The organism is Schaalia dentiphila ATCC 17982 (assembly GCF_000154225.1).
GTDB classification, from domain to species: domain Bacteria; phylum Actinomycetota; class Actinomycetes; order Actinomycetales; family Actinomycetaceae; genus Pauljensenia; species Pauljensenia dentiphila.
The window spans coordinates 1,213,166-1,234,473 of the sequence record NZ_DS264586.1; the positions used below are offsets into that span (position 1 = coordinate 1,213,166).

General features: G+C 65.3%; 19 protein-coding genes. 14 read left to right on the plus strand and 5 right to left on the minus strand.

From position 1 onward, the window contains the following. Positions 1–16: 16 nt before the first annotated feature. Complete coding sequence (locus ACTODO_RS05070; RefSeq protein ID WP_003792197.1) at positions 17–1,303, minus strand: isochorismate synthase; 1,287 nt, start codon at positions 1,301–1,303, stop codon at positions 17–19. Between ACTODO_RS05070 and ACTODO_RS05075 the strand changes: the two genes are divergently transcribed. From ACTODO_RS05075 to ACTODO_RS10585, 4 genes are all read left to right on the plus strand, one after another. Then, on the plus strand, positions 1,302–2,009 hold the full coding sequence (locus ACTODO_RS05075; RefSeq protein WP_003792198.1) for a class I SAM-dependent methyltransferase: 708 nt from the start codon (positions 1,302–1,304) through the stop codon (positions 2,007–2,009). The two genes, ACTODO_RS05070 and ACTODO_RS05075, sit on opposite strands and share 2 nt — an antisense overlap. 158 nt (positions 2,010–2,167) lie before the next feature. Next, complete coding sequence (locus ACTODO_RS05080) at positions 2,168–2,611, plus strand: hypothetical protein (protein ID WP_131332777.1); 444 nt, start codon at positions 2,168–2,170, stop codon at positions 2,609–2,611. Between the two features lie 17 nt (positions 2,612–2,628). Continuing rightward, on the plus strand, positions 2,629–4,149 hold the full coding sequence (locus ACTODO_RS10580; RefSeq protein ID WP_034512129.1) for a TrbL/VirB6 family protein: 1,521 nt from the start codon (positions 2,629–2,631) through the stop codon (positions 4,147–4,149). Further along, entirely contained in the window at positions 4,143–5,327 is a 1,185-nt protein-coding gene (locus ACTODO_RS10585; protein ID WP_081445776.1) for a S8 family peptidase, read from the plus strand. The genes ACTODO_RS10580 and ACTODO_RS10585 overlap by 7 nt, the downstream gene beginning before the upstream one ends. Before the next feature lie 151 nt (positions 5,328–5,478). Here the strand turns inward: ACTODO_RS10585 and ACTODO_RS11060 are convergent, their stop codons facing one another. Both ACTODO_RS11060 and ACTODO_RS05095 read right to left on the minus strand, forming a co-directional pair. Further along, the gene (locus ACTODO_RS11060; protein ID WP_003792209.1) at positions 5,479–5,613 is read right to left on the minus strand and encodes a hypothetical protein; all 135 of its coding nucleotides are present in this window, start codon (positions 5,611–5,613) and stop codon (positions 5,479–5,481) included. A gap of 39 nt (positions 5,614–5,652) precedes the next feature. Then, positions 5,653–6,363 (minus strand): hypothetical protein, encoded by a 711-nt coding sequence (locus tag ACTODO_RS05095; protein ID WP_244262528.1) that lies wholly within the window; start codon positions 6,361–6,363, stop codon positions 5,653–5,655. A gap of 494 nt (positions 6,364–6,857) precedes the next feature. Here ACTODO_RS05095 and ACTODO_RS05100 point away from each other — a divergent pair, with 494 nt between their 5' ends. Genes ACTODO_RS05100 through ACTODO_RS05120 form a run of 5 tightly spaced genes read left to right on the plus strand, consistent with a single transcriptional unit; the run spans position 6,858 to position 11,661 of the window. Then, positions 6,858–8,033 (plus strand): Gfo/Idh/MocA family protein, encoded by a 1,176-nt coding sequence (locus ACTODO_RS05100; RefSeq protein WP_081445532.1) that lies wholly within the window; start codon positions 6,858–6,860, stop codon positions 8,031–8,033. Between the two features lie 42 nt (positions 8,034–8,075). Next, positions 8,076–8,948, plus strand: a complete 873-nt coding sequence (locus ACTODO_RS05105; RefSeq protein ID WP_003792215.1) for an SIS domain-containing protein — start codon at positions 8,076–8,078, stop codon at positions 8,946–8,948. After that, positions 8,945–9,838 (plus strand): ROK family protein, encoded by an 894-nt coding sequence (locus tag ACTODO_RS05110; RefSeq protein WP_003792216.1) that lies wholly within the window; start codon positions 8,945–8,947, stop codon positions 9,836–9,838. The genes ACTODO_RS05105 and ACTODO_RS05110 overlap by 4 nt, the downstream gene beginning before the upstream one ends. Next, a complete protein-coding gene (locus ACTODO_RS05115; RefSeq protein WP_003792217.1) occupies positions 9,835–10,776 on the plus strand; it encodes a 1-phosphofructokinase family hexose kinase in 942 nt (313 codons plus the stop codon). The genes ACTODO_RS05110 and ACTODO_RS05115 overlap by 4 nt, the downstream gene beginning before the upstream one ends. A gap of 36 nt (positions 10,777–10,812) precedes the next feature. After that, positions 10,813–11,661, plus strand: a complete 849-nt coding sequence (locus ACTODO_RS05120) for a class II fructose-bisphosphate aldolase (RefSeq protein WP_003792218.1) — start codon at positions 10,813–10,815, stop codon at positions 11,659–11,661. A gap of 55 nt (positions 11,662–11,716) precedes the next feature. On the opposite strand, the gene ACTODO_RS05125 is transcribed toward ACTODO_RS05120, so the two are convergent. Together ACTODO_RS05125 and ACTODO_RS05130 are read right to left on the minus strand one after the other, a co-directional pair. Continuing rightward, positions 11,717–12,877 carry an ROK family transcriptional regulator gene (locus ACTODO_RS05125; RefSeq protein WP_003792219.1) on the minus strand — a complete coding sequence of 387 codons (1,161 nt, stop codon included), beginning with the start codon at positions 12,875–12,877 and terminating at the stop codon, positions 11,717–11,719. 96 nt (positions 12,878–12,973) lie between these two features. Beyond that, positions 12,974–14,659: a DUF4832 domain-containing protein gene (locus ACTODO_RS05130; protein ID WP_003792220.1), complete on the minus strand. Its 1,686-nt coding sequence runs from the start codon at positions 14,657–14,659 to the stop codon at positions 12,974–12,976. A gap of 297 nt (positions 14,660–14,956) precedes the next feature. Here ACTODO_RS05130 and ACTODO_RS05135 point away from each other — a divergent pair, with 297 nt between their 5' ends. The 5 genes from ACTODO_RS05135 (at position 14,957) to ACTODO_RS05160 (ending at position 21,294) form a co-directional block, all read left to right on the plus strand. Continuing rightward, entirely contained in the window at positions 14,957–15,820 is an 864-nt protein-coding gene (locus tag ACTODO_RS05135) for a carbohydrate ABC transporter permease (RefSeq protein ID WP_003792226.1), read from the plus strand. Between the two features lie 10 nt (positions 15,821–15,830). Continuing rightward, the gene (locus ACTODO_RS05140) at positions 15,831–16,709 is read left to right on the plus strand and encodes a carbohydrate ABC transporter permease (protein ID WP_003792228.1); all 879 of its coding nucleotides are present in this window, start codon (positions 15,831–15,833) and stop codon (positions 16,707–16,709) included. A gap of 33 nt (positions 16,710–16,742) precedes the next feature. Continuing rightward, complete coding sequence (locus ACTODO_RS05145) at positions 16,743–18,101, plus strand: ABC transporter substrate-binding protein (RefSeq protein WP_003792229.1); 1,359 nt, start codon at positions 16,743–16,745, stop codon at positions 18,099–18,101. Between the two features lie 109 nt (positions 18,102–18,210). Beyond that, positions 18,211–19,707 carry a glycoside hydrolase family 36 protein gene (locus tag ACTODO_RS05150; protein ID WP_003792230.1) on the plus strand — a complete coding sequence of 499 codons (1,497 nt, stop codon included), beginning with the start codon at positions 18,211–18,213 and terminating at the stop codon, positions 19,705–19,707. 318 nt (positions 19,708–20,025) lie between these two features. After that, positions 20,026–21,294, plus strand: a complete 1,269-nt coding sequence (locus tag ACTODO_RS05160; protein WP_003792232.1) for a geranylgeranyl reductase family protein — start codon at positions 20,026–20,028, stop codon at positions 21,292–21,294. Positions 21,295–21,308 lie beyond the last annotated feature (14 nt).

Below are 21,308 nucleotides of genomic sequence, written 5' to 3' on the forward strand. Positions count from 1 at the left end.
CGCGTCGACGAGTCGCTTAGACCCCGAGGGCGTCCAGGAGCGGGCGCATCTTCGCTTCGGTCTCGGCCAGCTCGGTGTCCGGGTCGGAGTCCGGCATGATGCCGGCACCGGCGAAAAGGCGCAGACGCGTGCCCGAGGTGAGTCCGCAGCGCAGCGCGATCGCAAACTCGCCGTCGCCCGCCGTGTCGACCCAGCCCACGGGCCCCGAGTAGCGGCCGCGCTCGGTGTCTTCCAGCTCTTCGATGAGTCGCATCGCCGCGGGGCGCGGGGTGCCGCACACGGCGGCTGTCGGATGCAGGGCGGCCACCAGATCCAGGAGGTGGGCCTCGCCCAGGCGTGCGTGCACGTCCGTCGCCAGGTGAACGACGTTGGGCAGCGACAGGAGGAACGGCCCCTGAGTCGTCACCGAGGAGCACAGCTGCATCAGGATCGAGGACACTGACTCGGAGGCCAGGTCGTGCTCGCGTAGATCCTTCGCGCTCGACGCGAGCATCTCTCCCTCGCCGGGCTTGCACGTGCCCGCCAGGACGCGAGAGCTCGCCGTACCGTGCGAAGCCGCGATCAGCATCTCCGGGGACGCTCCCACCAGCGAATCCACGCAGAAACGCCACGTCGACGGATACAGATCGCTCAGGCGCTCAAGCAGGAAACGCTCGTCGAATCCGTGTGGGCACCGCACCGTCATATCGCGCGCCATGACGGCCTTGTCGGCGGCCCCATCGCGCAGGCGCTGCGCCATCGCTCGCACCGAGTCGCGCCACTGGCCGCGCGACATCGACCCGTGACCGAAGGTCAGAGACTCCGGCACGCGCGGTGCGGGCCTCGCCTCGGCCAGGGCCTCATCAACAGCCGCCAGCGGATCCGGGGCGTCCCCGATGCCCGCCGTGATCGCCCAGCGGGCCCCGGCCTCGTCGATGAGAGTCAGCGCGGGCACGAAGGCAACCGAGCGGGCGGGGGAGCGGAACGCGAAGGACGCGAAAAGGACGGGGGAGGGGGCTCCCTCGACGCAGGACGAGGCGGGGGCGGCCTCCCACGCGCGGCGCACGTCGGCGATCGCGCTCGAGGTCGCGGGCTCGATAGTGAGCGCCCGTCCCAGGCCGATCATCTGGCGGCGCTCACCCAGCCAGGCGGTGCCCCCGGAGTCGCGAAGCAGAGACGTCAGTGAGCAAGTAGACCCCGGGTGCTGCGGGGGTAGGACCAACGCCCGAAAGACGAGGCGCGAGCATCCGAAGTCGTTGTGCATGGGTTCCATGGTAGGAGCAGGGGCGGCGGCGCGCTGGAAGACGTGCGAGTATTGACGCATGACTGAATCCCCGCGCGCGGACCTGAACAAGGATCCCAAAGAGATCGCCTCGATGTTTGACTCCCTCGCCTCGCGATACGACGTGATGGATGCGCTGATGACGGGCGGTTTGGACAGGGTGTGGATGACCGCCCTGCGTAAGGCTGTCGCCCCCCACCCCGGCGAACGCATCCTCGACCTGGCGGCCGGCACCGGCGCGTCGTCGGCCGCGCTGGCTAAGGGGGGCGCCGAGGTCGTCGCCTGCGACCTGTCCGAAGGCATGATCGAGGTCGGCCGTGAGCGCCACCCCGAGATCGAGTTCGTGCATGGCAACGCCATGGACCTGGACTTCGAGGACGGCTCCTTCGACGCGGTCACCATCTCGTGGGGCCTGCGCAACATCCCGGACCCGGAGCTCGCGCTGCGCGAGATGGCGCGCGTCGTGCGCCCGCGCGGCCGCCTCGTGGTCCTGGAGTTCTCCACCCCGCCTTCGCGCGTCTTCCGCTGCATGTACAACGCCTACCAGTCGACCGTCATGCCTGCGATTGCGCGCCTGGTCTCCACGAACGACGGCGCCTACGACTACCTGGTTGAGTCGATTCGTGCGTGGCCGGCCCAGGAGGAACTCGGCCGCATGATCGCCGCCAACGGCTGGAGCGAAGTCGAGTACCGCAACCTCACCGGCGGCATCGCCTGCATGCACCGCGCGGTCAAGCCGCTGCCGTAATCGCTGACACGACGAGGCCGGGGCAAGACCTCGCGATTGCCTGTGTTCTCGGGTGTCTGGACTGATTGTGAAGTTGTTGCGCGTGGGCCTAGACTAGGTCAGGTAAGTGAATCCTGACCGGCGGTGTTGTTCGGTTGCTGACAGGAGGATGAGTATGAGTGCTGATTACGGTTTCGATGAAGAGCAACACGCTCAAACGAACGGTGATATGGATGAGGGGGGGGCGCGGTCTCACCGAGTCGAATGATGCTGCCGGTTCGCTGAATCGCGCCCAAACCGCAACCCGTTGGACCGACGAGCAAGGCGCGCAGGATTTTCGCAATAGTGCAGTGCGGTTCTTTGACTCTGTTGACGAGATGCTTGCCGATGAGCGCGCTATCTTCGATACCTTTCAGATGAACCTGGCGGATGCTGTTCGTGAAGCCGTCAACAGCGAGGAAGCAAACGCGTCGGTTCTCGAAGCAATCAATCGAGCGCTTCAGTCCGATCCTTCGGTCGCTGTTGCCTCCTCTACTGCTGGAACGACGAGTGCGCCTTCCGCAGCCCCGAGCACGCAGCCCGATGATGCGCCTACCGCAGCCGGCGCAATGCCCGAGTTCTGAGAATCAAAGGACAACACATGGTTTCTTCACCGATGTATGACCGGCTTATGACTTTTGCTGCGCAAGCGGACTTCAATGCAGAATTGCATTCCTGGGATAGCGAACATAAGCGTGTCATTGACGGCTTCGATCAGGCGATCGAGCGGGTGCAGCATTTCCAACAGCACCAGGGCTTTACAGGAAAGACTGGAGAAGCCCTGAAGGCGTGGGCGGATCAGACTGTCGCGCGTCTGGAAGCGAAGCGCTCGTACTATATGGGCGGGATTGCGCGCTATGTTGCTGCACGTCAGGCTATTGCGCAGGCCGCTGCGGACGCGCGTCGTCTTTCTCCGACACTCATCGACTCGAAAACGGCTGCAATGCGCGATGCCGCGAAGATGGTACTGCCCTATACGCCCGCTATTGGCGTCGTGACGGGAGGACTGCCAGGACTGGTTGCAAACACTGTGTTGTCGACGGGATCGGCTTATGTTGACGCTGTGGAGGCACAGGCGAATGCCATGCGCGAGGTGGCCGCAACGGAAATCCTTGAGCGTCTGAACGGCGGGCTCAATGAGCTCAGCGCCGGCGTCAATACGCTGACGCAAACCGGCATTAGTGACAGTTCTAAAGGCTCTCGAAGAACGATTCCGTTTCTCAGTGAGGATACTGCTACGAATTTGGCTCGTGGTTATGTCAGTGTTTCTGCGTACGACCGAGGGGTTTATGGTCGTAGCGCTGAGGATGACTATGGGCGTGCCGCTCTGCGCTCCGATAAGTCACTCTACCCGGATGGGTATGCTGATCCGGAGACCGACGAGTTTGCCCGCCACCGCGCGCTGGCATCACAGCAAGTCTCCAAGCGGTACCTGCCGCCCGATGTCGACGGTTCCTACGATCGTCCTATTACAAACGCGCAGGATCTGATGGGTATGGATCTCATGCACACGAGGGTGGATGCACATCACCACCGAAACGGAGTTGTGTGGGGTGGTCATGTACCTGCGAACCCCACTGATATCGATCACCCACTCTGGCGAATCAATGGAGGCCCCGCTGCTGATAGCGGTTCTGCCGGACGCCTTGCTGGGCTTGGATCGCTCGGAGCCGGTGCCCTTGGCTTGCGCGGAGCTGCGCGCATGGGAACGGGTTCTCTCGGGGGCTCTGGAGCTTCTGCTCTGACTGCTGGAACATACAGTGGGAAAGGACTTGGAACTTATTTGGCCCCTTCGCAGGCGGGAAGCGGAAGTGCAGCTGGAACTGGCGTGAGTGGAACGACTGCTTCTCCTGGAGCAGCACGCGCTTCCGCTGCTCAGAGTGGCGGTTCTGGTGCTGGCCGGGGTTCTTTCGTGGGCAGCGGCATGGGAGCGGGTGCGGGTGGCTCGAAGGAAGAGAAGAAAGCCAGGAGGCGCAAGTATCAGCCGTACAGGTACCTGGATGATGATCCAGATGCTCTGCCCGAAGGCTACGTGAATCCCCTGTCTCAGACCTACGGCTCGGACAAGGACCTGACCCCCGCGAAGCGCGAGGACGACGGATGGGATCCCCGCCAATGGTGACCCCCACCCACAAGGTCTCGCGCGTCTCGCTCGCTGTTGCCTCTGCGTCAGCTTTCGTCCTGGGACTTGTCGCAGTTCCCGTTGCCCCGGCGCAGGCCGCGGATACCATTACCGCAGCCGATCAGCCCTACTTTGCGTACTATCACCTCGAGCAAGCGAGAGCTAAAGGCTACACGGGTCAAGGTGTCACGATCGCGATGATTGATGGGCCAGTTGATGTGACTGCTCCGGAGCTGCGTGATGCACACATTACCGATAAGAGTCCATGCACTGTCGACGCAAGCATAGAAAGCAAGAATCACGGTACTGCGGTTGCGTCCGTATTAGTTGCCGGTGAATATGGCGTAGCGCCGAAGGCTTCTCTACTGTCGTACGTGAATGTGGATAAGACGAGCGCTGTGGGGAGTGACTGTGTAACCCCTGAGGGACTTGACCTCACCTCCGTCGCATCTCTCATCAATCATGCGATTAACGATGGTGCGTCAATCATTACTAATGCAACAGGCTCGAAAGACCACGGTAACGGGATAAAGTGGGCAGTCGCCCGAGCTATTAGCCAAGGGGTTATCATTACTGACGCCATTGGTAACGAAGCTCGAGATGAAACCGCAGATGGACTGTCGTATTGGTCAGGTGTCGTGGGTGTGTCTGCGGTTGATACAAACGGTGCGCGGGCAACATATTCCTCCTGGGGACAGGGGGTCACAACTGCGGCGGTGGGCGGTCCGTTAACTGCTCGTGAGTATCCGAGCGGGTCGTTAGCTCAAAGTAATGGAACATCCATTTCCACCCCCATCGTTGCAGGATTCCTCGCAATGGCTCGCCAGAAGTGGCCCGATGCGACATCGAACCAGCTGCTGCAACTCCTGGTGCACACGACTGTGAACCCGGACGGCGGCTGGAATCAGTACACCGGCTACGGCGTCGCGAGCCCCGCAACAATGTTGAACACCGATCCCAGTCAATACCCCGACGTCAACCCCCTCGCGGACAAGGGAGGCAGGTCCAGCCCGACCCCCGAAGAGATCGCGCAGTACGTCGACGGCCTCGTCCCGCCGGCGGAAATCGTCTTCGACAACTCATATACCTACCGTGGCCTGGACGAATCCGTCGTCGGAGCAACCACGAACCCGTACCCGACACACCTCGGTACGAGCCCGCGCTACCACGCGAAGTAGAAGAAACCTGCGAGACGCAGTGATAGGCCGGGGCCCCTTGTGTGGGGTCCTGGCCTCTCGCGTTGGGTACGGAAGGCGCAGCCGCGCCGCTGGGCGGGGCAGGGGCGCACACCCTCGTACGCGTGACGTGCGCCTCGCCCCGGCCTCGTCGTTAGTTCTTCGGCGCGCGGCCCCGGGTGAGCTTCCCCAGTTCGAGGTAGTCGGGCAGCGGCAGGCGCGCGGTCACCTTCCCTGTCTGGTCCGGGAGGATCGAGGGCAGGGTGGACTCGATGGTCTGGCTGGTCACGATCTCATTGTTCTCATCGACGAGGATGACCTCGAGCGGCTACATCGCGTAGAACGGTGCGACGCCGGTGTTCTTGATCTCCACGACCACGGTGGCCTTCACCTGGTTGTACGTCACCGACGTGCGGGTAGCCTGCAGCGTGTAGCCCATGGCTGCGCTCGCGACTTTGGTACGCGTCAGCTCGCCGCCGATGGGGGAGTGCTGCCAGGCATCCCCCTCGCCCTGCTTCTTCAGCTTGGGGATGAAGTGCCAGCTGGTCCCCTCCAGGGTCGCGTAGCCGAGGGAATCATCGTAGTAGCCCATGCCGTGAGTCTTCGTGGCAGCGGTGGGGTAGAGGTTCTGGACGAAGGTGTCGTCAAGGCCTCGTCCCAGGCCTCGACGAGGCGGGCGTGGACCTCGTTCGACGGCATCCAGTTGATGGCCTTCGGGTTTTGGTTGTTGACGTAGCTGCTGTACGGGTAGGTGTGCTCCTCCCCCCCCCCAGAAGCCGTACAGGCCCGCGGTGATGAAGCCGATGCGCGGATCCCCGTCGTACCTATCGCCCAGGGCCGCGACGAAGCGCAGGAGCTTCTCCTGGACCTTCGGGTCGTTGTAGTTGGGGGAGAAGGAGATCCTCTTGTTGTCGTAGAAGTCGTAGGTGTCGCGTCCGGTGACGACGGTGTTCACGGGGACGGGTGCCCATTCGAGCGTGTAGGGCAAGGCGTTTGCGACCGCGCCGGGTGCGCCTCCGTCCTTGGGTGCCCACGGCATGAAGCCCTTCATCGGGTTCGAGACCGTGGCTGGCGCTTCCTTGAGCGTCGTCCGCTGGGTGGTGGCGGCCGACTAGGCCGTGGCCGGCAGGGTGGCACCCACCAGTCCTGCGGCCGCCGCTAGAGCGATGGCGATGGCGATGCGAGTAAATGTTCTCATCGCGAGGGTCCTCTCAGTCATAAGTGCTGCGGCTGGGGACAGGTGCGGCGTGGGCGCGTCGCGTGGGACCTGAGTGCGTAGCATCGTCGTTGCGCGTGGGCGATGCCTCCACAGCTGTCAAGTGAATCATGTTGTCATCAATGCGTGCAATATTACGGAAAAGTGTGTCGGTAAGTGATTTTATGACAAGTGTATGTGTGTGGGTGTGCGGGCTGTGTGTTGCGGCTGATGTGAGGGGGTTTGTCGAGGCTATTTGTTAAGGGTCTTGCATAAGTGGGGTGATTGAGCGCATAATGGTTGCGTCAAGGAAGACCTCCCGCCCAAAAGGAGAACCCATGAACGCGCCATTACGCGTCGGTGTTGTCGGACTTGGGGCCCGATCATCAATCGCTCACCACCTCGCGTCGGTCACCCACCCTGCAGTCCTCGTCGGAGGATGCGACCCCAACCCCGCAATGCGGGAGCGCGCGACGCGCACACTCGGGGAGGGGCAGTGGGTGGCCACGCTCGAAGAGCTCCTCGGTCTGTCGATCGACGCCGCCATTGTCACCAGCCCCGACGACACCCACGAGGATGTCACCTGCTCGCTGCTCGAGGCAGGGGTCGCGGTCTTCCTCGAAAAGCCGATCGCCATCACGATCGAAGGAGCCGACCGAGTCCTGGAGACCGCGTACCGGACATGCACGCCCCTGTACGTCGGCCACAACATGCGCCACATGGACGTGGTGCGCACGCTGCGCCGCGTCATCCAGGAGGGGCGCATCGGCGAGGTGAAAGCGATCTGGTGCCGCCACTTCGTCGGCAACGGAGGCGACTACTACTTCAAAGACTGGCACGCGGATCGCAGCCGCACGACGGGCCTCCTTCTGCAAAAGGCAGCGCACGACATCGACGTCATGAACTGGCTGTCCGACTCGGTGCCCACCCGCGTCGTCGCAATGGGAGACCTGATGGTCTACGGGGCGCTCGCGGACCGCAGCGGCCAGAGCGACGGAGCGGTCATGGAGGACTGGTTCTCCTTCGATAACTGGCCGCCCGAGACGCAGACCGGATTGAACCCCGTCATCGACGTCGAAGACCTCTCCATGCTGCTAGCGCGCCAGGAAAACGGCGTCATGATCTCCTACGAACAGTGCCACTTCACCCCGGATTACTGGCGTAACTACACCGTCATCGGCACGCGCGGCCGAGCCGAAAACTTCGGCGACGGCGAAGGCGGGAGCGTTCGCGTGTGGGCGCATCGCAGCGGCTACGAGCCCGTTCCCGACCTCGAGATCCCCCTGCGCGGGGACGCGGGTGGCCACGGCGACGCCGACGTGAACACCATGGACGAGTTCATCCGTTTCGTCGTCAACGGTGACGTCACGGACACGACGCCTCTCGGCGCGCGCGAGGCAGTCGCCGCCGGAGTGGCCGCCACGACCTCGCTCAGGGGCGGAAACGTCCCCGTGGACGTGCCTCGAGTCCGCCCTGAGATCGCCGAGTATTTCAACCGAAACCAGCTGCGATAGTGCCCCCATTCCTCAGTTATTCCACACACCAGGAGAACAACAATGTCGTGTACTCACGATGAAATCGTCAGCCAGCCCGACCTGTGGCGCCGCGTCGCCGAGCTTTCCACGGACCCGCTGCCCGCCGACGGCGAGCACATCGCCGTCGTTGGATGCGGCACCTCGTGGTTCATCGCGCAGGCCTACACCGTGTACCGCGAGCGGGCGGGCAAGGGTGCGGGAGACGCCTACACCGCCACCGAGTTCCCGTGGGGACGCACGTTCGATCGGGTCATCTGCCTGTCGCGCTCCGGCACGACGACGGAGATCATCCAGGTCATGAAGCGCCTGCACGAGGAGGGCCGTCCCGCGCTCCTCATCACTGCGGTGGCGGGCGGCCCTGCCGCCGAGTACGCCAGCGAGGAGGTCGTCCTCGACTTCGCCGACGAGACCTCCGTGGTCCAGACCCGATTCGCGACGAGTGCCCTGCAGTACTTCCTAGGCTCCCTCGGACACGACGTCGGGGCCTCGGCCGCCGACGCTGAGCGCGCGCTGGCGATGGAGATTCCTTCGCGCTGGGTCGACGCGGATCAGATTTCCTTCCTCGGCACGGGATGGACGATCGGACTGGCCGCGGAAGCCGGACTCAAGCTGCGTGAGGCCTCGCAGTCGTGGACCGAGGTCTACCCCGCGATGGAATACCGCCACGGCCCCATATCGATCGCCCAGCCCGGACGCCTCACCTGGGTCTTCGGCCCGGTCCCGGACGGCCTCGCCGAGCAGGTCCACGAGACGGGCGCGGAGCTCGTCACATTCGACGGGTGCCCGATCGCTCACCTGGTCCTCGCTCAGCGCCTAGCCGTCGAATGCGCACTCGCGCGCGGCCTCAACCCCGATACGCCCCGCAACCTCACCCGATCCGTCATCCTGCCGTGAACACGCTGGGAGTCGGAGTCGACGTCGGCGGAACCACCATCAAGGCGGTTCTCGCCGGCGATGACGGGGTTGTGCGCGAGCGCGTCGATCCGGCACCGACCCCGCACACCGGGGCCGAGGACGTTGCCCGGGTGGTCGCGTCCATGGCGAAGCCCCTCCTGGCACTCGCGGGTCCGGGGGCCGCCCTGGGAGTGTGCGTGCCGGGGATCGTCGATGAGGAACGAGGCATGGGTGTCTTCTCCGCCAACCTCGGCTGGCGTCGCGCGCCCCTGCGTGACCTTATCGCCCACCTGTGCGGGTGCCCCGTCGCCTTCGGGCACGACGTGCGCTCGGGGGCCCTCGCCGAGGCCCGCTGGGGCGTGGGCGTCCCCGACTGCCTCTACGTGGCAGTGGGGACAGGGATCGCCTCGGGCCTGGTACTCGGCGGCCACCTGTCCCCGTCGCGCCCGTGGACGGGTGAGATTGGGCAGGTCGGTGTCGCGCACCCCGCCACCGGAGTGATCGTTCCCCTCGAGTCGGTGTCCTCGGCCTCGGCGATCGCCGGGAGGGCCGCGGACGCTGGTATCGTCCCCGAGGGGGCGGGAGCGTGCGACGTGGAAGACGCGGCCGTCACGGGTAGCCAGGAGGCGGTGCGGATCCTCGACGAGGCGATGGGCGCCCTCGGGCACGTCCTCTCCGTCGTCGCCCACCAGGTCGGATCCATCCCCATCGTCCTGGGCGGTGGGCTGTCGCGCGGAGGAGAACTCATCTACGGGCCGCTGCGCCGGGCGCTCACGCTCGGCTCGATCGTCGCACCCCCGCCCGCGCTGCTGCGCGCCCGCCTCGGGGCCGACTCGCAGGCCCTCGGTGCGGTCGCGCTCTCCCTCGAACTCGAGGAGGTGTACGCATGATCTACACCGTGACCCCCAACCCCGCGCTGGACATCACCTGGGGCGTGCCCGGGTGGGAACGCGGATCCACGACGCGCGTCACCGACATCATGGAGAGCCCCGGCGGGAAAGGCCTCAACGTTGCCCGAGTGGCGGACCAGCTGGGTGCCTCGGCGTGTGCCCTGGGTCCCCTCGGCGGTGCGACCGGAGAACGGGTTCGCGAGCTCTTCGCGAGCCTCGCACCTCGGGTGCAGACCCGCTGGGTAGCCTCCCCGGTCCCCACGCGCAGGTCCGTGGCCCTCGTCGATGAGCAGGTGTCGATCTTCAACGAGGCCGGGCAGGCCCCTCCGCGTGAAGTGTGGTCCCGCTGCGCCGAGTTCCTCGCCTCCGTGCTCACGCCCGGCGATGTCTGCGCGATCTGCGGGTCACTCCCGGGAGACAGTTGTGCCAGCGATATCACCCCCATTTTCGAGGCAGCGAAAGCCTCGGGTGCACGCATCATCCTGGACACCTCCGGGACCGCCCTCGTCGACGCCGCCTCGTATGCGGATGTCCTCAAGCCCAACGAGCACGAGCTACGGGCCGTCACCGGATGCTCAACCATCGACGAAGGAGCGCGCATGCTCCTGGGACTCGGGGCCTCCTGGGTGTTCGTCTCCCGAGGTGCCGACGGCATGGACCTGTACTCGCACGGCGGATCATGGTACGCCTCGAGTGACCCGACAATCACCGGAAACCCGACCGGGGCAGGCGACGCTGCGGTGGCAGCAATCGCGACGCACCTCGAAGGGCGGTTGCTCATGACCGAAAATGACGGCGTCATGGCGCTCACCGACGCGGTCGCCACCTCGACGGCCGCAGTTGTGCGCCCAACGGCGGGAGAGATCGACATGAGCGTGCGCGCCAGCGTTCTTCAATCCACGGCGCCCGTCCGCCTCTCGCCCTTGCCCATCCACTAACCTCCACCATTTTCAGACCAACGAAAGGAGCGAATAATGCTCGCAGATACCGCAGAACTCGCCCGCGACGCAGCGCAGCGAGGGCAGGGTCTGGCAGCCTTCAACGTCGTTCTGCTGGACCACGCCGAGGCGTTCATCGACGCGGCACAGGAGGCGCAGCTGCCCCTGGTCCTCCAGCTCTCGCAAAACGCTGTGGCGTACCACGGAGGCCGACTCGCACCGATCGGACGGGCGCTCATCGAACTCGCCTCCGAGGCCACCGTCCCCGTCTCCGTCCACCTGGACCACGCCGAATCGACCGACCTGTGCCGCGCAGCCGTCGACCTGGGCTTCACCTCAATCATGTACGACGGCTCCGTCCTGCCCGATGACGTCAACCGGGCGACGACCGCGGCGATGGTCGAGATGGCTCACGCCTCGGGGGTAAGCGTTGAGGCTGAGCTCGGGGAAGTCGGAGGAAAGAACGGCGTCCACGATCCCAAGGCGCGCACGAAGCCCGAGGATGCCGCCCAGTTCGTCGCCGACACGGGTGTCGACCTCCTGGCCGTTGCCGTCGGCTCCTCCCACGCCATGGCCACGCGAGACGCGGTCCTGGACACCGAGCTTATCGCCGCCATCAAGCGTGCCGTCCCCGTCCCCCTCGTCCTGCACGGCTCCTCCGGCGTGCCCGACGACGGAATGGTCGCCGCGATCAACGCGGGAATGACAAAAATCAACGTCTCCACCCACCTCAACGTCGTGTTCACCAGCCGCATCCGCGACATCTTGCTGCACGATCCAGGCCTGGTCGACCCGCGCAAGTACGTCGGCCCCGCAACCGGAATCGTCCGCGACGAGGTGCGCCGCCTCATGGAGCTCTACGCCCCATGGTGCGCAGTCGCCTGACGCAATGCATCAGAAAGGCGGGTGGCCCGGTGGCCACCCGCCTTTCGCGTCGATGTCAGTGCTGCTCGTCGAAGAGTACCTGAGGTCCTCTCAGCGTATCCCCGAGCGTGAGAGCCTCGATGTGGTTGAGGCCTCGGCGCACGGCTCCGAGGACGACGGCCTGGGACCCCAGGTTGGACGTGCGCACATCCGGGACTCGCAGGACCAGCTCCGTGAGGCGCTGCGTGAAAGCATCCATCCACACATCGGCGGAGGCCGAAATGCCGCCGCCTACGATGAGGGCCTCCGGGTCGACCGTGAGGACCAGAGCGGAGGCGCCGACGGCCAGGTTGCGACCAAAGGAGCGCGCGATCTTGATAGCCTCGCGGTCCCCCTCGCGCGCCTGATCGCACACCCACTGGGCGGCCCGGTGCGTCGCGATGTCGGCTGGCAGGCGCGAGTGCGTGAGGAACACTGCCGGAGTGGAACTCCACTTCAGCGCCTTCAGGGCGCCGACCTCGCCGGCAGCCCCTCCCGCGCCCCGGCACACCGTCCCATCGATCATGAAAGACGCGCCGATACGCGCGCCCGCCACGATGTACGCGGCGGATGACAGGTCCTGCGCCTGGCCGGTCCAGGCCTCGGCCGCGAGGGCGCACTTACAGTCGTTCTCGACGAAGACCGCGCAGCCATAACGGTCGCGCAGCTCCCGGGAAATATCGACCGAATCCCACCCGGGCAGGGGAGTGCCGTAGGGGGAACGTCCCTCGGCATCGACGGGACCTGTGAGCGCAACGGAGATGACGGTCAGGCGCTCGCGCACGACGCCCTGGCCCTCCAGGATGGAGTCGAGGAGGGCGAGCGCCGCGCCTAAGCGCTGAGGTGCCGGCTCGTCCGGAGACACGTCAGCTCGCGCCGAAGCGAGCGAGGCGCCGATAAGGTTCGTTGCCATCACGTCAATGTGGTTCGCGCCGATGTCCAGACCGACGACCACCCCGGCCTCGGACTGGAAACGATAGCGCTTCGCCGGACGCCCGGTGATCGAGGGAGCCGGGGGCAGCGATGCTACCCAGCCGAGTTCCTCGCAGTCGGCGATCGTTGCGCCCACCGACGTGCGCGACAGTCCGGTCTCCTGAGCAATCTGGCTCACCGTGGCCTCGTCGACGCTGCGTAGATAGTCGAGAATCGCGAGGGAATTGAGCTCACGAATGCGGTCGGGGCCGTGCGTGGCGCTCATGGGTCCTCCTAACCTCGTAGATGTCGACGGGATAACACCCCCAGGGTAGGCCCTTTTGTGCCCGTTTGGAACCTACCCCGGGGGCATGTGCGCGGGTCAGCGCCTGTGAGCGCGCCTGTAGAGGAACGTTCCGGCTCCGGCCATCGCCGCGATGCAGACGAGAGAAGCCAACGCGTTCGTGCCGGTGCGAGCCAGCGAGGTGGTGGGCTGCGTCGCCTGCGGTGCGCTCGCGGCCGCGGGGGCGCTGCTCGGCGCGGGTGACGAGGCCGGATCACTCGGTGCGGCCGTTTCCTGCGGCGTCGGGCTGGGAGCGTTGGTCGCATCCATGCGCTGGACGGCCGTCAGTGTGAGGGCTCCGGGCAGCATCGTGTTCATGTCGCGGTTGGCGAAGAGGACGGGAGCGCCGTTCGGCAGCGGGTTGACGACGCGGATCGTCGCGGTCAGTTCATCGGCCACCGCGCGAGCTCCGCCCCGGGCTGCGGGGACGGTGACGTGCGCCGTGACCGTGCCGGTGGTCCCGGGAGTGATCGACGGCAGCGGGGATTCGACGATCTGGCTGGCGACCGTGGAGCCGACGCCGTCAACCAGGGACACCTCGATCGGCCAGGACGCGTAGAAGGGTGCGACGCCGGTATTCGCGATCTCGACGGAGACGGTGGCGTCATTGCCGGTGATGGAGGCCGCGGCCTTCGTCGCCTGGAGGGTGTAGCCCATTGCGGCGTTCGCCTCCTCGGCGCGCTTCATGTCATCGCCCTGGTATCCAACCGTGAATGCCTTCTCGTTGATGAGCCAGGTGGCGTGCGTGGCCTTGATCGAACCCATCATGTCAAAGTTGCGGCCCTGGGCGCGCTCGGCCTCGGCTCCCGCGCAGTTGAGGGGCTGGGAGAAAATGCATGTCTGCAGCGGCGGGTAGACCTCGCCGCCGATCGGGGCGCTTTGCCACGCGTCCGTCTCGTTCTGGTTCTTCATGTGGGACATGAAGTGCCAGTCGACGTTATCCAGCGTGGAATACGCGAAGGAGTCGTCGTGGTAACCCATGTGGTGTTCCTTCGTCGCAGACGTGGGCAGTCGATACTGCACGAAGGTCTTATCGAAGGCCTTGTCCCACGCGGCGACCAGGCTGGCCCGGAACTCGTCCGAAGGCATCCAGTTCTCGCCCTTGGGGTTATCGGCGCTCTTCTCGCCGTTCATCGGCCACGTGTGGTCCTCTCCCCAGAATCCGATGAGCCCCGCGGTGATGTAGCCGATGCGGGGGTCGCCGTCGTACTTCTTGCCCAGGGCGTCCACGAAGTGCAGGAGCATCTCCTGGACCGCCGGGTCGTTGTAGTCGGGGGAGAAGGAGATGTTGTTGTTGTCGAAAACCGTGTAGCTGCGCGACGTGTCGATGCCCGCGTCGATGAGGTACTGGGGGACGCCGGTGGGGCGCGTGGGGTAGTCGAGATAGAAGCGGATTGCCGACTGATCGCCTCGAGCGGCGATGGCGTCGAGGAGCGCGTCGACCTTCGTGAAGTCGTAGGTGTCGCGCCCGGTCACGACCGCGTTGACGGGGAAGTATGCCCACTCCATCGTGTAGGAGAGTGCGCCGTCGACGGCCTTGGGGGCGGAGCCGTCCTCCGGTGCGAATGGGAAGAAGCCCTTGAGGGGGTTGGCGATCGGCGCGTCGGCCGCTTCGAGCGCCGTCCATTTGACGGTGTCATTCTCTGTCGCCGAGGCCGGCAGGGCCGCGCATGTCAGGCCTGCCGTGGCCGCCAATGCCACGGCGAAACGGGGGAAACGTCTCATCGTTGAGACTCCTTTCGGTGCTGGGACACGCGACACACTAAAGTGTCGCAGTGCACACAGTGAAGCACGTGAGCAGCAACTTTGTCAACGGTCTTGACAAAGTTTGTTAGAGCTGTTTTATAATTACGTGTCGCATCACTGGAGGTGTTCTCGATGACGAGTACAACACTTACAAAAGGGGGCGGAGTTGCTCCCGACCTAGCAGGAACTACAAGCGGTTCCAAGGCCTCGGCCCGCAAGCGTGCGGGTGTCGCCAGCTCGCGTTTCGGCGAGAAGTCTGGCGAGGGGAAAAAGCGTGTGCGCGACGACCGAGTCGCCGCCGCTATCTTCCTCATTCCCACCTTCGTCGGCTTCTTCGTCTTCTACGTCTACCCTGCCCTGCGAGGCCTGTGGTATTCCTTCACCGACTTCAACCTGATCGGGGACGCCCACTACGTCGGCCTCGACAACTACGCGAAAGCAATCGGGGATAAGGAAGTCTGGAACGCCTTCGCGGTGACCATCGCCTACGCCCTCTACAACATCATCGGGCAGACGTTCCTGGGACTCCTGCTCGCCGCTCTCATGCAGCGCTTCGCCCGATCGACCTGGGTGCGCTCGTTGCTGCTGCTCCCTTGGCTGGTGCCCAACGTCGCGATCGCCCTGATCTGGGGCTGGCTCCTCGACTCCAACATCGGATACGTGACGCACCTGCTGAGCTACGTCGGCATCGACGGGGTGACCTTCTACAACGCCCACGCCGCCATGCCGATCGTCGCCGGTATCAACATCTGGGCCTACACCGGGTACACCGCGCTGCTCCTGTATGCGGGCATGCTCCAAATCCCCGGCGAGCTCTACGAAAGTGCAGCGCTGGACGGCGCGGGAGAAACGCGCATGTTCTTCAGCATCACGCTGCCCCTGCTGCGCCCCGTCCTCGTCCTCGTGTTGGTCATGGGACTCATCGGAAGCTTCCAGATCTTCGACACCGTCCAAATCGGATACGCCGGGCACCCCATCCCCGCCGTCCGAGTCATCTACTACTACATCTACCAGCAGGGCTTCACATTCCTGAAGATGGGCTACGCGTCAGCCGTCGCCATGCTGCTGGTGCTCGTTCTGGCCATCTTCACCGCGATCCAGCTGCGCCTCATGCGTGCCGGTTCCTCTGATCTGGCATAAGGAGCTCATCATGAATCGCACAGCCCTCCCTCAGCGCATCGTTGCCTGGGTGATCCTCGGGGTCGCCATCCTGTGCACCGTCTTCCCGTTCTACTGGATGATCCGCACGGCCATGACTCCCCAAGCCGACCTCATCGCCGAATCGACGCAGCTGTGGCCCTCGCACCCCACGCTCATCAACTTCAAGCGCATCCTCGGCCTCGTCTCCGTCGAAGAAGCTCAGGCGGCCGGCGGCAGCGGGGCGACGATCAACTTTGCGATCGCGACGACCAACTCCCTCATCTACGCGGGAGGCATCGCGATCATCCAGACCTTCTTCGCCGCGTGTGCGGCCTACGCCTTCGCGCGTCTGCGCTTCCCCGGTAAGAACCTGCTCTTCGGGTGCGTCATTGGCGCGCTTATGGTGCCCGGCATCTTCTCCCTGCTGCCCAACTACGTGCTCATCAAGCAGCTCGGCTGGCTCAACACCATGCAGGGCATGATGCTCCCCGCTCTCTTCATGGCCCCCTTCTCCATCTTCTTCCTGCGCCAGTTCTTCCTCTCCCTGCCGCGTGAAGTCGAAGAGGCCGCCATGATCGACGGTCTGGGACCCGTCTCCCGCTTCTTCAAGATCACCATCCCAATGTCGGCAGGCCCCGTCATGACGATGACCCTCATCACCATCATCGGCATGTGGAAAGACTTCCTCTGGCCGCTGCTCACGGGGCGCGAGGGGGCCCAGCTGCTCACCGTCGCACTCGGGATCTTCCAGCAGCAGTCTCCCAACCGTGCTCCCGACTGGACGGGCCTGATGGCGGGGTCCACCCTCTCCGTCATTCCCGTCCTCATCCTCCTCATCCTCATGGGACGCAAGCTCGTTGAGTCCCTGAACTTCTCCGGAATCAAGTAATGCACCTTCGGGTGCCCAACCGAAAGAACAACCATGAAGACACGAGTCGCCCTTGGCGTTTTCCTCTCCGCAGCGATGGCGCTGCCCCTGGCCGCCTGCAACGCGAACACCGCTGCAACCGGTGGTGGTGAATCCTCCGCAGACAGCGGCGTCACCATCAACTACTGGCTGTGGGATGACCGCCAGGCTCCGCTCTACCAGCAGTGTGCCGACGACTTCCATGCCGCCAACCCCAACATTACGGTGAAGATCACCCAGACTGCGTGGGGCCAGTACTGGGATACCCTCACCACCCAGCTCGCCGCCTCGAACGCGCCCGACACCTTCGTCGATCACTCCACCCGCATGCTGCAGTTCATCGACTCGGGCCAGATCATGGACATCACCGAAGCGGCCAACAAGGCTGGAATCGATGACTCGATCTACCAGCCCGGACTGGCTGACCTGTCCAAGTACGAGGGCAAGCGCTACGGCCTGCCCAAGGACTGGGACACGATGGGCCTGCTCTACGACACGGAGGTCGCAGCCGAGGCCGGCTACACCAAGGAGGACATGGCGGCCCTGACGTGGAACCCCACGGACGGTGGCACCTTCGAGCAGTTCATCGCGAAGACGACCCTGGACGCCAACGGCCACAACGGCCTCGACCCCGAGTTCGATAAGAACAACGTCGTGCGCTACGGCTACCACCCCGAGTGGTCCGACGGAGCAATCGGCCAGAACGGCTGGGGTGAGCTCGCGGCCGCGAACGGCTTCACCTACGGCGACCGTTCCGTCAACCCCACGAAGTTCAACTTCGGCGACAAGTCCCTCGTGGACACGGTCGCGTGGATCAAGGGCCTGATTGACAAGGGCTACGCGCCCAAGTTCGACAAGACCTCGTCCCTGGGTACCGACGCCGTGATGAACAACGGTAACGCCGCCTCGACGATCGTCGGTTCCTTCACGACCTCCGTCTACCTCGGCCCCGACGCCAAGAAGAAGTTCGCCTACGCGCCGCTTCCCACCGGCCCCGCCGGTCGCCGCTCCGCGATGAACGGCCTGCACGACGTCGTGTGGAGCGGAACTAAGCACCCCGAGGAGTCCTTCCAGTGGATCGCTTACATGGCCTCCGAGCAGTGCCAGATGAAGGTCGGCGAGTCCGGTGTCATCTTCCCGGCCGTCACCAAGGCCACCGAAGCGGCCCTCAAGGCTCGCGAGGCTCAGGGCCAGGACAACAGCGCATTCACGACCGTCGTGGACAACAAGGAAACCTTCCCGGTGCCCGTCTTCGCGCACGGTGACGAGGTGAACGCCCTCATCCAGGACGCGATCCAGGCGATCGCCACCGGAGCAGACCCCGCCTCGACCCTGCAGGAAGCCAACGACAAGGCCAACGCCCTGCTCAAGTAATCGCGAGCGGCCCGGCGTGCGAGCGACGCGCGCCGGGCCCGAGCATTTTCCCTCCCACCCCCTCACCACTGCCCGCATCGGCGAATCGCCGTGTTCCCAGGAGCCTCCCATGGATCGACTCACCATTCCTCTGCCCACCGGAGTTGCGTGCGCATCCCCCGATGCGACGCTCGTCGAGAGAGGGGAGGGGTACGCTCTCATCCGCTCCTCGCGCCTAGCGGTCCTCCACGGCTGCGCGGATGGCCAGTTCTACCGCAGCGGGCACAACTCCTGGTCGCCCTCCGGATGGAACGACCTAGCGGGTCCCCCGCTGCGCATCCCCACCGACGAGCGTCGGGCGACCGCAGACGATCCGGCGGCCGACGATACGGTCCGCCACCACGGGTCCTGGATGGGCGCCGTCGTCGACGAGGTGGACGGCAGCGGCGTCCTCGTCGGAGCCCTCGAGGGTGGCCACCCCCGCGTGCGCGCCGACGAGGATCATCTGGCCGCGTTCGATGAGACTCGCCCCGCCCTCTGGCTCCTCGCGTGGGGGAGCGAAGCCTCGATCTTCGACGCCTACGTGCGTTTCCTGAGCGATCGTGCTCGCACTCCCGGGCGCGCTCCCCGGGTGTGGTGCTCGTGGTACTCCTACTACGAAAAGGTCTCATGGGACGTCCTGTTGGGCCAGCTGCCTGGGCTCGCGCAGCTGGGCTTCGACACGCTGCAGATCGACGACGGCTGGCAGAAGGGCGTGGGCGACTGGCGCGCCAACGAGAAGTTCGGCGAGGACCTGGGTGCGCGCGCCTCGGACATCGCCGCGCTCGGGGTGACCCCGGGCGTGTGGGTGGCCCCCTTCATCGCGCGGCCGGGCACGCCCTTCCTCACCGAGCATCCCGAAGCCTTCGTGCACGCCCCCTCGGGGGAGCTCGCCATCGCCGGCTACAACTGGGGAGGCCCCTACTACGCACTTGACACGACTCACCCGCTCGCTCAGGAATACCTGCGTGACCTCGCGCGATCCCTCGTCGACGCGGGCATCGGCTACGTGAAGGCCGATTTTGTTAACGCCGCCGCCATCGACGGCGTGCGCTACGAGGCCGATGTGACGGGAGATGACGCCTACGTCATCGGTTCGCGACTGTTGCGAGAGGCTCTGGGGGATGACGTCTACCTGCTCGGTTCGGGCGCACTCATCATCCCCTCGATCGGCATCTATGACGGCATCCGCGTCGGCTGCGACGTGGCGCCGATCTGGAAAAACTACGCGACGGAGGACCGCTCCGATGCTGAAGCGCGCAACGCCTTCATGACGTCCGTCGCTCGCCTGTGGCTGCGTCCCCTCATCGACTGCGATCCCGACGTTGTCTTCTTCCGGCACATGAAGAACCTGCTGGGAGATCGGGAAATCTCCTGGCTGCAGGATGTCGCCGCGGTCGCCGGCTTCAAGTCCTCCTCCGACCCGCTCGAGTGGCTGACAGAGCAGGAGCGCTCCGAGGTGGCCCAGTGGCTCGCTCGACGCGAGACCGTCGAGGTCGTTGGGCGCACGCGTTTCCGCCTCGATGGGCGGGATGTGGACTTCGCCCCCGGCCTCGAAGAACCCGAACACTGCTACCCGGTGTCGTAGTCGGGCAGTAGGAGTCTTATGCGTGTGGCGCCAGGGCTGGTCGGTCCTGGCGCCTTTCGCTGTGTGGTGTCGCCTCATCGACGAGGCCGGAGCCACCATTTACGACAGAGATTCGTTGCGCAAATGGGTGCTGTGGGCGAGCCTGGTCCCGGCCTCGTTCGTTGAAACGGTGGGAGAAAGTGCGCTCGCTCGCCGAGGTGAGGGGCACCTAGCTAGGGTTGCGTGCGGAATGAAGTGATGTGCACGCTTCATCCACCTTGCACACTCGCGCGGATGCACCCGCGCACCACATGACGGAGGAATGCCGTGGCATCCACCATGCCTAGCGACATGAGCGCTGACGTTGTCGTCGTCGGCGCAGGCCCTGGCGGGTCCTCCACCGCCTACCACCTGGCCAGAGTAGGCCTCGATGTCGTCCTCCTGGAGAAAAGCCCCTTCCCGCGCGACAAAATCTGCGGCGACGGGCTCACCCCGGCCGCCGTCCACGAGCTCATCGCGATGGGCGTGGACACCACCGGCTGGATGCGAAACCGCGGCCTGACCGTCATCGGCGGCGGCCACACCGTCCACATGGACTGGCCCGATCAGAAGTCCCTGCCCGGCTACGGCATGACCCGCGCCCGCATGGACCTCGACCACACGCTCGCCCGGCGCGCCGTCGAAGCCGGGGCCCGCCTCTACGAGGGCGTCACCGTCATCGGAGCCATTCAGGACGGCTCCGGCCGCGTCGTCGGCGTGCAAGTCAAGAGCGGGCGCGGCAAGAACGCCGCCACCTTCGAGGTACGCGCCTCCATCGTCGTCGACGCCGGGGGAGTGGCCGCCCGACTGGCCACCAGCCTCGGCCTCGAAAAGAAGATGAACCGCCCCATGGGCGTGGCCGCACGCGCCTACTTCCACAGCCCCCGCGGCGACGAGGAATGGATGGAATCCCACCTCGAACTGTGGAGCGGCACCCCCGGCGCCTCCGACCTGCTGCCCGGCTACGGCTGGATTTTCCCCATGGGCGACGGCATCGTCAACGTCGGCCTCGGCTCCGTCGCCTCGCGCGCCGGCGCCACCAACCTGCCCTACCGCGAGGTCTTCAAGACCTGGACCGCGAACCTGCCCGAAGAATGGGGCTTCACCCCTGAGAACCAGATTGGTCAGCTTCGCTCCGCCGCCCTGCCCATGAGCTTCAACCGCAAGCCTCACTACACCCAGGGCCTCGTCCTCGTGGGCGACGCCGGCGGCATGGTCTCCCCCTACAACGGCGAAGGCATCGCCCCGGCCATGAAGGCCGGACGCTACGCGGCCTCGTGCATCGCGCAGGCCCTCTCCCGCTCCCACCGCGCCGGCATCGACCGAGCCATGAGCGAATACCCCCACATGCTTCGCGACGAATACGGCGGCTACTACCAGCTGGGCCGCATCTTCGTCGCGCTCATCGAAAACCCGGCAATCATGCGCACCTGCACGAACGTCGGGCTGCCCATTCCGCGCCTCATGACGCTCGTCCACAAACTCCTGTCGGACGGGTACGAGAGGACCGGGGGCGACTTCGACGACCAACTCATCACAATGCTGACCAAGGTGGTGCGCCCCGCATGACCACCACCACCGAT